Source organism: Nostoc mirabile CHAB5784 (assembly GCF_020829645.1).
Lineage (GTDB): Bacteria > Cyanobacteriota > Cyanobacteriia > Cyanobacteriales > Nostocaceae > Nostoc > Nostoc mirabile.
Window position 1 is genome coordinate 1 of record NZ_JAIVFS010000146.1, and the last position, 14,523, is coordinate 14,523.

The window sequence follows — 14,523 nt, forward strand, 5'->3', positions numbered from 1 at the left end:
GAGACTGGGTAAATGTATCTAAAAATACTAGTGTTAGTATATCGGAGAATATTATAGTCTGAAAGTCATTCATAGCAGTACTTTCAGGCTATCTTGCCCCTGGTGACAGCTTTGCTATATTTACGCCGAGTTGCACGAATCGTTTCTGGTTCTGCTTTAGCCTGCACAGGATTAGTAAATAAGGTGTTGATCTGAATCGTACCATTCAATCCGAACCGTGAACTAGCTGTAATTTTGCTATCAGGAGAAAGAAATATTCCTTTGGTGTTGATTCTGATATTACCGCCTTGCCCTTCAAAAGCATTCGCTGTGATGCTGCTATTTTTTATTGCAACTAAGATATTTGTGTTGATGATGATGAATGCGGTTGTATACATTGCTGCCAATACCAAACGCTAGTAATCAATGATGTTTATATCTCATACAAGTCAGTTTGGTTATTTATTTTTATGAGTTATATAGTCCACGTTCCATGCTGAACCCCAATAATACGCTGTAAAAAACCTCCCAATTTGAGAATTGGCATCTGTTATGACTGAATTTATTATGCGGTATTTATCAAGAACTTTAGTAATTATACCTGTATTGTAGAATTATAATAGTGGGAAATAAAAATGTTAAGTATTTATAAGAAGTAGTGTATAAGTTAAAGTCCTGATTCAACAGTGGGGTTTCTCTGTTGAAACTCTTGACAGTTGAATTGCATAATTTCTTATGTGTTTATTCGCTGACGTATCATAGTTTACCTAATAAGGATATATATCTACAGATGCATATAGACAAAGCAGTTGTATTACATTAAAGCTGCTCCATCTCTATATTTGGAAGTCCCAGCATTATGACCTGTAATTGGTATATAGGACTTCCAAAAAATAAAATACAACTTATGGGAGATGGGGTACGCCCCGCCTTAAGAGCGATGTCTACGACGGGCGGTCTGTTTCAATCACTAACGCTGTTCGTATCGGGAGTAACTTTCTGCTTTGGAACGCGACAGAGCCAATAATACGAAGCCAAGATATTATTCTTCATCTTCATCATCCTCATAATCGAAATCATCATCACCATGTTCTTCGTACCACTTTCTTTCTTCCTCCAAAGCGATTTCTCTTTCTAGCCGGAATCTCTCTAGAGTTTCCTTTTCAAGCTTTTTGCTTTCAAGTATTTCTCTTTCTATTCTTTCTCTTGAAAGCCTCTCTCTTTCTACTCGTTCTCTCTCAAGCTGAATTAATCGCCGCTCCACTCGCTCACAGTAGAAATCTAAAGCCTTGCCTGTGACACCTCCGGTAATTGCACCAGCAGCTAAAAAGACGAGGGCAGTTTTCCAGCCGTTAATGGGATTGCCACTCCACTCCAGAGTACCTTCATTGATCCACACCAGTAAAAAATAGACAATAATTCCAACAACCGTATTAATTACAGCAAAAACTCTCGGTGTCATCTCGGATTGACGAAGTATCAACCACTGTGAAAAAGTGAGCATCACACCAAAGATGACGGCAGCGATAGCACAAAGAATAATATTGTCTGGGAAAGTGAATGGAGAGACTCCAAATCTAATGATTAGGGTGATAGTAATCGGGGCAGAGAGCAAAAAGCTCAGAAGTAAGCTAGCGCTAATCACAACAAACCAGTAGCGACCGAGATAACCCAGGCGAAATTCTAACAACGACTCTTGTACTCCAAACAAAGTCATCCAAAATGCAATACCCGCCGTCAAATAATCAAGCATTAGCCGTTGTTTTAGCTGTGTGTTATCAGTTATCAGTCAAAAACCGTGATAACTGTTTACTGTTAACTGTTCACTGATAGAGAGTAATTTCTAGAATACGCCGAAATTGAATCAGGAGTCAGAATTGAATGGCAGGCTTGTAAAGCTGAAGGGTAGGCAGCGTAGGGATTGCAGGGGGGCAGGGGGCAGAGGGGAATTTCTATCTCTTGGGAACCAATGGTTCTTAGAATTCAGATAACTCTCGGTGGGAGCGGCTTATCTGTTGGGGAAAAAGGTGCGATCACATTGCTCCCGTGTAGCGAGGTGTTGACTTTCTAGTTGCTGCCCACTTGTAAAGGACTTAAAGTTGAAAAAACCGGAAATTGACAAGGAGCAGTTGTAGCTAAACTAGAAGCAAAAATCTTTATTATGCAAAAAAGGCGAGTGGACGCTCGCTATTTTATATCTATAAAAACTCTCCTAGTTATGCTGTAAAGGTGTTTCTTTAACACACAACCTCAAACAAAGCTATTTTGGCAGAAAATTAAACGCTTTTTTATGTAGGAGTGGTGCTTGATCATGACCCAGAGACTAACTACAGAGCAACTAACGCAAATCATTGCTGAAGTCGGAAACCTGCAAACACGAAAAGAAGCAGAAATTGAACCCGAACAAGTCAAGCAAATTTTACAGGAATTAGGTTTAGCACCGGATTTGCTAGATGAAGCGCTCGTTCAAGTGCAGCGTCGGCAAGTTTTGAAAGTACAGCAAAAACGTAATCGGACAATTGCTATCGGGGTCATTGCTGCTGTAGCGATCGCCATTATGGGTACTTTATTTACTATTCAACAGCATAATTCTACTCTTGAGCGAGTTTCCACTCAAAGAAACCGGATCACTCTTACTCAAGATGATGGCAGTGACCTCAAAAATATCTCACGCCAAAACAGCCCAGAAGTCTTTTACCGTGTGACGTTAAAAGATACACCCGTAGGTCAAAAGCTAGATTTAACGTGCAATTGGATTAATCCTAATGGTGAAATTGTCAAGCAAAACCGCTATCAAACCCGTGAAATTGACAAATCCATCTGGGATACTCAGTGCCGTTACATCATCGGTTCTGCATCGACTCCAGGTAAGTGGAAGGCGCAAATATTTCTCCAAGGTCGCCAACTTAGCGAAACAGAATTTGAAGTGAAATAGTATGGAAAACATTCCGCCAGGTGAAAAGATAAATCAGCCCCAGCAATTTATTGGATATTGGGGTTATGGTTCTCGACGCGAGTTAGAGGCACGGCTAAGTATTATCAAAACGCTGCATATCACCTCTCACCATTTATCTGAACTCGACTCGCTATCCGAAAATAACTACCCTATTTGGAATGTTGCTTATATTGGTTTTTCACAAGAATCAATCTTGCCAATTCATCATCCAGAACGAGTAGTTGGTATATCTGCATCTGGAATATCTACTTACTTACATAATGATTTATTTTTACCTGATGTTTGGGTAAAATTAGACCGAAGCGATCGCTTAATTTTAGGACGAGAACCTTTTGGAAAAGTCCCCCTGTACTGGATGCAACAAGTACAAGTAATTTGGTTTGCATCTCGTCTGCAACTGCTGTTGAAAATTTCTGAAAATCCTGAAGTTAACATTCCGGCTTTATACGGTTATTCTTGTTTTTCTTATGTTCCCAATCCCCTAACGCCGGTGAACCAAATATTTGCAGTTCCGGCTGGAGAGGAGTTAGTCTGGCAAAGTCAGTCTGAGTCACAAAGTCTTTCAGTACCAATTTCTCAACGTTTATCACAATGGTGTGAAGCAGAGGTGCAAATAAAAGATGAAACAACGGCTGTCAAACAACTACAAACTCTGCTTCAACAAGCTATTGAACGGCAAATTTCTGACTTAAAAAATGAGCCTGTAGGCGTTTTTCTCTCTGGGGGATTAGATTCTTCTGTTGTCGCCGCCTTACTGGTGCAAGCGGGAATAAAGGTGATTGGCTATACCTTGGATTTTGGTAATGCAGGTATTTCAGAATCTCTCTATGCCGAAATTGTTGCCCAACATCTGCAAATTCCTTTGGTAAAAGTTAATGCCAATCCGCATCAAATCCAGAAGACTCTAATTTTAACTGTAGAGGCGCTAGATTTGCCTTTTGGCGATGGCGTGACAGTTCCGTTGTTTCTTTTAGGACAAAGGGCTAGCCAAGATACTAGGGTGATTTTTAACGGCGAAGATGGCGACCAATTGTTTGCAGGTTGGACAAATAAACCTTTAATAGCAGCAGGGGTTTACCAAAGTGAAAACTACTCTATTCAAGAAAATTTTATTCAACAATATCTTCGCACTTTTCACCGTCTTTGGGGTTACGAGGCTCAAATTTACCAGCCACATATTTATGAGCAGATACAAAATTTACATCCAGAAGGCTGGATTGCAAAAGCACTTGACCCGGAATATTGTACAGCCGTCCTGCATCGGTTGCGCCGTGCCAGTTTGATGTTGAAAGGGTCACAAAATATACATCCGCGTGCGACTGCTTTAGGATTTGCTCATGGGTTGTTTGTGCGATCGCCTTTCTGCGATTTACCATTGGCTGAGTGGACGTTTCAGGTATCTGGAGAACTGTGTTTGCAGGGAGTTTGTGAGAAATACATCCTCAAGCGAACCGTAGAAAACTTATTACCCTCAGAAATTGTTTGGCGACAAAAGCGTGGTATGGGAGTTCCTTTAACCTCTTGGTGTTTGAATGAGTTTTGGAATCAGATTGGGAAGTGGTTAAATCCTGGCAAACTTCGTTTAGAAAACCGCTTTTCTTCCCATCTTGCAGCACAAATTGTTGGTGGTAAGTTGAGCGCTACTATTCAAGGTCGTCGGATTGGTGAAATTTTATGGTTACTAATTATGTGGCAACTTTGGCGAGTGTATGTTTTTGGTGAAGAATCGGGTCAAGAATCTTTTGATCATCCATTTTGGCTACCACAAAAACTATGGAGATTTCAGAAAAAATGGCAAACTTAGAAACAAGTTATGAGTTAGGAGTTGAAAGTGAGGAATTAAATTCTTCATCTAGTCATCTTCCTTTCTCCCAAGAACTTGCTCAAGAGTTACTAAATACTTATGATTCACCTCTCTACATTTATCAAGCTGACATCTTAAATCAAACCATCGCACGCATCACTGAGGCTTTTTCTTATCCTCAGACTCAATTTCGCTTTGCTAGTGTTACCAATGGCAATATTTCACTGTTGCAAATTTTTCGTGCCGCAGGTTGGGGATTACACGCTAATACCCCTGGAGATATTTATCTCGGATTACAAGCAGGTTTTTCACCAGAAAAAATTGTCTACAGTGGGAGTAATTTAAATCGTGTTGAGATGGAACAAGTTTTAAATTGGGGTGTCAAAACTCTCAATTTGGATAGTATTTCTCAGTTGCAACTTTGTTGCGAAATCTATGAATCTCTTACTCCTTCATTCACACCTCGTCTAGGCTTACGTCTTAACTTACCGGAAATTACTGGTGATAGCCGTATTGGTGTACGTCGAGAAGAATTTGCTGATGCGATCGCAGTTACTCGTCAAGTAGGATTAAAACTTAGTGGGTTGCATTTTTATCGAGGTACAAGTACTAATGCTACAGCCGCCTTTACCAATGTAATTGCTCAGGTAATAGCCACAGCAAAACTTTTACCTGATTGGGAATATCTAGATTTTGGTGGTGGTTTTGGCTATCCATATCATCATGATGGTGCAGCTTTTAACTGGGAAACTTTTGGTGCAGATTTGAGCGACCAAATCAGTCGTTTAGGAATAAATATTGAGTTAGTCATTGAACCTGGACGAGCTGCGATCGCCGGATGTGCTACTCTACTTACCAAAGTGGTTTCGGTAAAATGGCAGTCAGAAAAACAAATTGTTGGGGTAGATACTACTGTTGCTAATCTCTCTGTTCCCGCAGTACATGGCGGTTATCGAGAAATTGTCGCGTGGAAAGAATCAAAATCCAAAACTTACTTGACAGATGTGTGTGGAAACACAACTTATTCACGAGATTATTTAAGCCGAAACTGTTATTTACCTGAATTAGCAATTGGTGATATTATCGGTATTTTAGATGTTGGCGCTTATGGTTATGCGATGTCCTCGCACTTTTTACATCGTCCTAAACCTGCGGAAGTATTGTTAGAAAATCATCTACATCGTTTAATTCGTAAGCGGGAGGAATATAGTGTTTTGTTGAACAATCAAATATTCAATTGAAGAAGAATGCAGAATTCAGAATCATATTAATCAATAATTAAATTCTAAAAATAATTACCATGAAATGTATTCAATGTCAAACTGATAACAAACTAAAAGATAGGACAGCTAACCAAGGTCGTTGTAAACACTGTCATCATCCGTTTGTTTTTGAACCAACTAGTATGACAGGAATTAGATTTACTGATCCTTTTTTTGCCAAAGCGATCGCAGATATTTCTGCTAATCATACGCTCTTTTTTACACCAAAGCAGTTTTTTTATCTGATTGATAAAAGATTGCAAAGCAAAAACCGAGTTAAATGGGGATGGTTAGTGATATTTGTCAGTGTATGTAGCATTTTTGTATTTGGATATTTGGCTATAGCAGCAATTATTCTCGCCTTATTTTTCAATCAAATGCGCTCGATGAATCGCTCTTATTCCCAGCGTAAAAAATCAGCTAAAATTTTAAGAATATTGGGAATAATTACTTTGGTAGCAGGGATTATTTTTAGTTTAGCTATCAATTCATTTAGTTCATTTGCATTTAGCGTAACTATAGGAATGTTAGCTATTTATTTAAGTAGTCGGGAATTAGCACAACCGACTACTAACACGCAAAAAGTTACGATTGGTGATAGCCAATTTCAGGGTTGGTTAACATCTTGGAGACGGGTTAACAATCGAATTGATAAAATTTTACCTCCTCCCCAAGAACAAAGCACACCTATGACTATCAATCCTGATGTCACTGCTTATAGTTTTGATAGGTTAGTGGTTTGTGATAGTGCAGCAGTTGCCCAAATGTTAATCGCTAATAACTTTCATTTTGAAAATAACTGTGCCATTCTGAGTATCACTGGTTATCCCCAAAATATTTTTGATACTACCATGCAAATGCTGCGTCGCAATCCTGATTTAAAAATATATGCATTGCATGATTGTAGCGCCAAAGGAATGAATTTACTTAATCACCTCCGCACTAGCCCGAAGTGGTTTAAAGATAGCGATATCACTATTATTGATGTGGGATTATTACCACGCCAAATTCTGGCTGCAAGTCGCAATATGTTCATTCAAGCTTCTCCAGAATCAGCTGAGGCTGCTAAAGGATTGTCACCAGAAATTCGTCAGAGTTTATCGGCTGAAGAATTAGCATGGCTGGAATCTGGTAATTTTGTGGAATTAGAATCATTTAGTCCTCAAAAATTGATTCAAATTCTGAATCGCGGCATAATTAATAGTCGGACTTTAGATAACGATGACAGCAGCTTTATTTTAGTTGGTGATTCTGGAAGTTATACCGGAAGTTCTATATATGCTGTCGAAAGCTTTGGTTAATTTTTCACCAGCCCCTACCCTTCTCCTTGCTGCTTCACCAAGGCGCTGTCTCTTTGTTGTAGCGACTAGCGTGGTGCATAAAACACAGAGAATGAAATTTTTTTTCGCTATTTTTTTCGAGGATTAACAGCTAACAATTAGGAGGAGATTGCTGCTATGAAATGTATTAAGTGCCGAACTAATAATAATCGAAGGGACTGGAATACAAATTCTGGTAAGTGTAAAAAATGTGGTCATCATTTTGTATGTGAACCCGGTATCGGTAGGTATACTTCTAGGAAGTTAACAGACCAATTGTTTGCTAATGCGATCGCTCATATTTCTGCTAACAATACTCTATATTTCACTGTCGGTCAATTTGAATATTTTGTTGCCAGACAACTCATATCAGATATCAAACCGAGGATTACAGAGTCCCGAAAGTCGAGAATTAAGAAGATTAACTTTAATTCCTGTCTATCTATTAGTTTACTTTTGTTTTCTCTGTATGCTATCTTGAATGTTGTTACAAGATTAATTATCACTAATGTTGTATTTGATCTTGCTATCTTGAATGTTGTTACAAGATTAATTATCACTAATGTTGTATTTGATCTAAAGTTTTTCTTGTTTTTGGTTACTTCTTTGTTAAGTTGTACTTTAAATATTAAATTTTCAGAGGATTCATCAAAGTATGATGAAGTTAGAAGCGAACGAATTCAGAGTAATCCAAATCCAACAACCCAGCTAATTAAAGATGTACTTGTGATCATTATAGGAGTTGTCTTCAGCCAGTTACTTTATTATGCTGACAAATCATCATTTTTTTGGTTAGCGACAGCCGCAATATTATTAGGGAGATATATCTCGATTATTTCTATGTATTTAGATGATATAATCGCAGGCAATCGTGTTGTCACAACAGTTACTCAGCAAATAAATAACCCTGGATTGTATGAGAAAGCAGCTGTTAAAAATTCCATAGACAAGTGGGAGAAAACTAATGGAGTGATTGAAAAACTACTTCGCGCTGATACTTCTCGACAAACTACAAGAGTTATAACTCCAAATTCTGATATTACTGCTTACAGCTTTGATAGGTTGGTAGTGTGTGACAAGGATAGTATTGCACAATTTCTCATCGCTAATAATTTTCATTTTGAAAGGAATTGCGCCATTCTCAGTATTAGTGGCTATCCCCAGAATATCTTTGAAATTACTATGCAAATGCTGGGGCGCAATCCTGATTTGCAAGTCTATGCACTGCATGATTGTAGTCCTCAAGGAGTCAGCCTAGTTTATCAATTGCGTACTGATGCACAATGGTTTAGAGATAGCAATGTGACAATTTTTGATGTTGGTATATTGCCACGTCAAGTATTTAAAAGTCAGAAAATATGGATTACAAGATTAAAAGAATTAGCGTTACAAGCTAAAAGTTTACCTACAGAAATTCAGCAGAGTCTCAACACTGAAGAACTCAAATGGTTAATGGAAGGTAATCGTGTTGAACTAGAATCTTTCCAGCCACAAAAATTGATTCAAATACTAAATCACAGTATAGCTACAAATCAACATTTAGCTCTTGATGAACAGAGTTTGATAATTGCAGATCAAAGTACAAATACTTATTTGTATGCTGCTGAAAATTTTGGTTAGAACGCTCATTTTCGATTTACTTGCAACCAAATTTCTAAACTAACAAGTAACCACAGCTTTACACCATAACGATTCCAAGTATCGCCTTGATAGTTTAACCAATTGCGAATTGGTAATTGGTTAAAATAAGGAGCGATCGCTGCATGACGATTAAGCAATAAATCTCTGGCTTGTTGTTGCCAATATTTCCGAAATCCTAACTGTACTGGCACCATCATCCCACTTTTAGAGCGATGAATAATGGCATCTGGTAAAATATCTGCGATCGCTTGTTTCAAAACTGCTTTTTCTGACACTCCCGAAAGCTTATACTCTGGAGGAATTTTCATGCTTAAGTCTACGACTCGTTGATCAAATAAAGGAGAACGACCTTGCAAATCAGCAGCTTGATTCAAGTTACTTACTTTCGTGAGAATTTGGTCAGCACCTTTAAATTTAATGTTCATTGCCATCAAACGATTGAGATAGCTGGCTTGGGAATATAAATCTTCTTCAAAAACCCAAGGTGCTGTTTGTATCGCTGTCAAAACTTCTGGTTTTAAAAGTTGCGGTAAGTCAGCAGCGCACTTTTGAAAAGAAATTAAATAAGCTTGTAATGAATCTTGATTGGTGACAGAGCCATATAAACTATTAATCAGCATTGGCTGATTTTTTGGCCCACCAAAACAGGGGTCGCCACCTTCACCATTTAAAACTACTTGTACACTTTCTTTTGCTAGTCGTCCCAGCAAAAGATTAGGAATAGTTAATGGGTCGCCGATGGGGTCATCTAAATAGGCCATTGTTTGGGGTAAACGTTCCCACATATCCGCAAAAGTAATTTCTAAAATGTGGTGCTGCGTTTGGCAATGAGTTGCAACGAGACTGGAAAATTCTAACTCATTGGGACATTCAGCGCCAAAATGAATTGAGAAAGTGTGGACTGGGGAATTATGGAATTTTGCGACTAAAGCAGTGATACCGCTAGAGTCCAAACCACCTGAAAGAAAAACACCAACGGGTTCGTTTTGTGGTGGTAAATATTCTTGAATAACTTGGTCTAGCAGTTCTCGCAAGCGATCGCCATGCCATACTAAAGGTTGATCTATGGCTGTAATCTGTTCTTGCAACTGCCAATAAGTTTGAACTTTGTCGTTAGGAAATTGTAAAACGGTTCCAGGTCGCAGTTCCCGCACCTGTTCCCAAAGCGTTCTTTCTCTTGGAACAAAGGCACAACAAAGGTAATCTCGCAAAGCCACCAAATCCAAATCAGAGGAACGATGAGGTGATAAAGTTCTCAATTGAGGCGCAATCCAACGAACCGCACCAGTATTAGTGTAGTAGAGAGTACGGCTACCGATGCGATCGCGAATCAACTGCAACACCTGTTTTTCTCGATCCCAAACCACTAGTGCAACTCCCTACTCCCCGCCTATCGCGCTTGCGCTGCGCTTCTCTGCGAGACGCTTTGCGAACGCGCACCACGCAAATAAGTTCAGAAATCAAATAGGATTGCTGTAGATGCAAGCAAATTCTATCCCTAAAACGATCGCACAAGCAAGTCAGCAAATGCAAAGTGGCTTGTTAACTTCAACAGCGTTAGTTAAATATTACCTTGAACGGATTCAAAAGTTAAATCCTATACTCAATGCTTTTATTACTGTTCTAGAACAACAATCTCTAGAAACTGCTGCTCAACTAGATTTTGAGCGAAGTAACGGTCAAGAGCGAGGGTTATTGCACGGTATTCCAGTTGTTATCAAAGACAATATTGATACAGTAGGAATCAAAACTACCGTTGGTTCACAACTTTTTCGCGATCGCATACCATTATCTGATAGTGCGATCGTCCAAAAGTTAAAAGCAGCAGGTGCGGTGATTTTAGGTAAGACAAATTTAAGCGAATTTGCTGCTGACCTTTCGGGTAACAATCTTTTTTACGGTAACACCTGCAACGTTTGGAACCATAACCACTCATCAGGAGGTTCTTCTAGTGGAAGTGCAACAGCTATTGCAGCTAATCTTTGTCTAGCTGGAATTGGTACGGATACAGGAGGCTCAATTCGAGTTCCGGCTAGTTGGTCGGGAGTGGTGGGACTACGCCCAACTTTTGGACTACTTAGCAATCAGGGTATTTTTCCTCGCGTTCCCAGTTTTGATACAGTCGGTTTGATAGCAAATTGTGTAGAAGATATTGCCATCTTACTTGATGCTATACTCTTCCCTATTTCCACAAATTTAAAACAGCTGTATCCTCTACCAACTAATATCAGTGGTTTAAAGTTTGGCATAATTAGTAACTATACATTTCGTGGCATTGAAGGAGAAATTGCCAAAGCAATTTACAATGCTATATTTATTTTGGGACAACTGGGGGCGGAAATTGTCACTCTAGATTCAAGATTTTTAGAAGAATTTGATGAGGTGACTTACTTCACCATTGCTCTTTATGAATTTAGTCAAGTTTTGCAAGCAGAATATGCTGTTAACCCCAATGTATTTGCAGCCAAAGTGCAAAGTGATTTATCAAAAGGAGTAAAAATTTCTCGCCATAATTACAAAAAAGCAAAACAAAAATGTGAAAAATGGCTTCCTCTAGGGCAAAAACTGCTTGAGCAAGTAGATGTTGTGCTAACACCAACAACACCAATGGTTGCACCTCCGATTAATACTGACAGTAAAATCTATCAATTAAATCAGCGATTTATGCTACCTTTCAGTTTTATGGGTTTACCTGCAATATCGCTGCCTTGTGGCTGGAGTAGTCAGGGTTTACCTATAGGATTACAATTTGTTAGTAATTCTTATGCTGAAGCTTTGATTTTGAGAGTTGCGTTGGCTTTTCAAATTGCTACTACTTTCTCTAAAGGTAGCCCTCTCTAACTAACGGTAAAACATTTCGCCCGACATTTTCGCACTCTTCTAAATGGGGATAGCCAGACAAAATAAAAACTGTAATTCCCAAATTTATATACTCTAAAAGACATTCCGCCACTTGTTGGTAGCTACCAACAATTGCCATTCCCGCACCACTTCGCACTACCGAAATCCCAGCCCAAAGCAGTGGCTCAACATACCAATCTTCATCAGCACTTCCACGTAATTCATACTGCCGACTTTGACCAACACTTTCTCGCCTAGTATTAGGAAATTCAGTGGCTCGTGTTTTAGCTAATACTTCTGGAGAAACTTTTGCTAGCATTTCTTTTGCTGTTTGCCTTGCTTGAGCTTGGGTTGGTCGAGCGATAATATTAATTCTTAATCCATAACGCACCTTTTTCTTCCGTTCGCTGTCAGCCAGTAATTGCTGCATCCGATTCATCCGCTCAGTAATTTGATGCAGTGTTTCCCCCCACATCAGATAAACATCTGCAAACTCTGCACTGACTCGTTGAGCCATTTCGCTCGCACCACCGAAATAGAACAGCGGCCCAGATGGTTGCACAGGTAAAGTTTCTAAACGAGTTTGACGGAGTTTGTAAAATTCTCCTTCATAGTCAAAGGGAGCCGTAGTTGACCATAACTGACGACAAATTTGCATAAATTCACGGGTGCGACGATAGCGACTATCGTGGTCTAAATAATCACCATACATCGCTTGTTCCATCGGTCGTCCACCCGTGACAATATTAAGCGAAAGGCGACCTTTGCTGATATTATCTAATGTAACAGCCATCTTTGCTAATATTGGGGCTGAATAGAAACCTGGACGTACAGCTACCATTGCTCCAACACTAACGGTGAGCGTTAAAACTGCTGTTGCTAAAGTCCAAGCTTCCATAACGTGGTGTGTAAAGCCCATACCAATGAGAACCTGTCGGAATCCAAATCGTTCTGCTGTTTTAAAAATCTCAACAGTATACTCAAGGTTGGGAGCACGTTCCCAAATGGGCAAACCTAAATAGAATCCATCACCCGATACTGGAGCGCACCAGTTAAATTCTAGTCTTTGTTTTGCAAACATTTATACACGTTTTCTATCCTATATTAAAACCTCTTCAATTATGTAATGCTAGCGAGCATATCCGTCACCTGGTCTATAGCCTGGGGAAATCAGCCCATCCACTCCACCCAATCGGGCGCTCCGGCCACCAGTTGAGCAAACTTTTGAGGGTCAACATCCTCAAACTCCAGCATCACACCGCAACGCTCATCAATCGTTAGGGTACTGAGTAATTCTTTAACAGCATCAACCCCGCATTCCACCCGCTCAATCGCCAGCCGAGCGTAATATTTAACCCGCTCCCACCAAGAATCACTGAGTTGTTCATCTGTGTCCATACCCCCCCCGATTATTACTTCCATCTATTTCATTGGGGGGTGTGGACGGAGCATTAATTCCATACTGAGCTTGCATCCTAGCAGCATAAACCGCATGACGTTCCTGCTCCTCTTGGTGTTTCCTTTCCCTGTCCTCCCGTTGATGAAGGCGATAATCCAGCACCTTCTGGGCAAACTCGACATCCTCAGTATTCAGCCGGTAATACCGAACCCTAAAAGACTTGGGTGCTATGTCGATTCCAGAAATTTCTGAAGCAATAATACGTCATAACTCCAACGCTTCATCCTACAGTCGTGGTGAAGAATATTACCGTAGGGGCGCGATACCTTCGGTGAGCTTCGCTAACGCCGATCTCAAAAAACGAGGTAATCTGATTCAAGCAGAGGTAGAAGGTGGCGAAATTACACCATATCAAGTCAGTATTCGTTTTGATGCAGGTGGAATTACCTCAGCAAGTTGTACTTGTCCTTATGATTATGATGGTTGGTGCAAACATATTGTTGCCACCTTATTAAGCTGTTCGCGTCAATCAGAGATCGTTGAAGAACGTCCAACGCTAGAACAATTATTAAATCGCCTCAATCTTCTTCAAACTCAGCGATTATTACAAGAACTGGTGGAAAATAGACCAGAACTAATTGATGATATTGATGAGTTTGTAAGTTTGATAGACTTGCCAAAACCAAAAACAAAACAGTCTTCTACCCGTCACAGCAAAATTGACACATCACCTTTTCGCTCTCATGTCAAGCGGATTTTGCGGGATGGATTGAAAGAATTAGAGTATGGTTCAGAAGAAGACCCATTTACAGATGATTTGCTAGCTGTAATTGAGAAAGCGCGAGAGTTAGCAGAAAATGGAGATGGCAATAATGCGATCGCAATTCTCGAAACTATTACCGAAACTTATGCCCAAGAATGGGACGAGTTGCTAGATTACGGTGGAGACAGTTATTCCATCGCAGAACCTCTTGATAGCGCGTGGACAGAAGCAATTTTGTGTGCAGAAATGTCTACAGGAGAAATAGTAGATTTGCAGTTGATGTTGGAATCATGGCAAGACGAAATCAGTGCAGACTTTAGTATGAGTTTAGAAGTGCGAATCGTTGGCTAGAAACTAAGACCCATAAGGGTTTGGAGGATTAGCCGCAAGGTACAGAACCTTGACAACTGAATGACCATGTAGGTGAGAGCCAGTATCCTAGAATCCTCAAATCCTACCCCGTAGGTGCAACGGTGAAAGCATCACCCCCAGGTTCGAGACTAGTCATCAATGCCTGAAGCGGGGTGAAAAGGTGTTATTACTGACAGCCTAAGTTGGT

General features: G+C 39.8%; 12 protein-coding genes. 7 read left to right on the top strand and 5 right to left on the bottom strand.

The features are described 5' to 3' along the window. Positions 1–83: 83 nt before the first annotated feature. Both LC653_RS40535 and LC653_RS40540 read right to left on the bottom strand, forming a co-directional pair. Complete coding sequence (locus tag LC653_RS40535; RefSeq protein ID WP_229500960.1) at positions 84–377, bottom strand: hypothetical protein; 294 nt, start codon at positions 375–377, stop codon at positions 84–86. A 644-nt stretch (positions 378–1,021) separates the two neighbouring features. Further along, positions 1,022–1,732 carry a hypothetical protein gene (locus LC653_RS40540; protein ID WP_229500961.1) on the bottom strand — a complete coding sequence of 237 codons (711 nt, stop codon included), beginning with the start codon at positions 1,730–1,732 and terminating at the stop codon, positions 1,022–1,024. Between the two features lie 558 nt (positions 1,733–2,290). Here LC653_RS40540 and LC653_RS40545 point away from each other — a divergent pair. From LC653_RS40545 to LC653_RS40565, 5 genes are all read left to right on the top strand, one after another. After that, positions 2,291–2,914, top strand: coding sequence for a DUF3859 domain-containing protein (locus LC653_RS40545; protein WP_229500962.1), 624 nt, complete (start codon positions 2,291–2,293; stop codon positions 2,912–2,914). A 1-nt stretch (position 2,915) separates the two neighbouring features. Continuing rightward, complete coding sequence (locus tag LC653_RS40550; RefSeq protein WP_229500963.1) at positions 2,916–4,739, top strand: asparagine synthetase B family protein; 1,824 nt, start codon at positions 2,916–2,918, stop codon at positions 4,737–4,739. Further along, complete coding sequence (locus LC653_RS40555) at positions 4,727–5,980, top strand: diaminopimelate decarboxylase family protein (RefSeq protein WP_229500964.1); 1,254 nt, start codon at positions 4,727–4,729, stop codon at positions 5,978–5,980. Before LC653_RS40550 ends, LC653_RS40555 begins: the two co-directional genes overlap by 13 nt. 59 nt (positions 5,981–6,039) lie before the next feature. Continuing rightward, positions 6,040–7,302 (top strand): toprim domain-containing protein, encoded by a 1,263-nt coding sequence (locus LC653_RS40560; RefSeq protein ID WP_229500965.1) that lies wholly within the window; start codon positions 6,040–6,042, stop codon positions 7,300–7,302. Between the two features lie 495 nt (positions 7,303–7,797). Next, on the top strand, positions 7,798–8,940 hold the full coding sequence (locus LC653_RS40565; RefSeq protein ID WP_229500966.1) for a toprim domain-containing protein: 1,143 nt from the start codon (positions 7,798–7,800) through the stop codon (positions 8,938–8,940). A gap of 5 nt (positions 8,941–8,945) precedes the next feature. Here the strand turns inward: LC653_RS40565 and LC653_RS40570 are convergent, their stop codons facing one another. Beyond that, entirely contained in the window at positions 8,946–10,328 is a 1,383-nt protein-coding gene (locus LC653_RS40570; protein WP_308189223.1) for an asparagine synthetase B family protein, read from the bottom strand. 112 nt (positions 10,329–10,440) lie between these two features. Here LC653_RS40570 and LC653_RS40575 point away from each other — a divergent pair, with 112 nt between their 5' ends. Then, the gene (locus LC653_RS40575; RefSeq protein WP_229500967.1) at positions 10,441–11,802 is read left to right on the top strand and encodes an amidase; all 1,362 of its coding nucleotides are present in this window, start codon (positions 10,441–10,443) and stop codon (positions 11,800–11,802) included. Here the strand turns inward: LC653_RS40575 and LC653_RS40580 are convergent. Together LC653_RS40580 and LC653_RS40585 are read right to left on the bottom strand one after the other, a co-directional pair. Continuing rightward, entirely contained in the window at positions 11,783–12,883 is a 1,101-nt protein-coding gene (locus LC653_RS40580; protein ID WP_229500968.1) for an LLM class flavin-dependent oxidoreductase, read from the bottom strand. The genes LC653_RS40575 and LC653_RS40580 overlap by 20 nt on opposite strands. An 89-nt stretch (positions 12,884–12,972) precedes the next feature. Beyond that, a complete protein-coding gene (locus tag LC653_RS40585; protein ID WP_229500969.1) occupies positions 12,973–13,200 on the bottom strand; it encodes a hypothetical protein in 228 nt (75 codons plus the stop codon). A 230-nt stretch (positions 13,201–13,430) separates the two neighbouring features. Between LC653_RS40585 and LC653_RS40590 the strand changes: the two genes are divergently transcribed. Further along, positions 13,431–14,315, top strand: coding sequence for an SWIM zinc finger family protein (locus LC653_RS40590; RefSeq protein WP_229500970.1), 885 nt, complete (start codon positions 13,431–13,433; stop codon positions 14,313–14,315). Positions 14,316–14,523 lie beyond the last annotated feature (208 nt).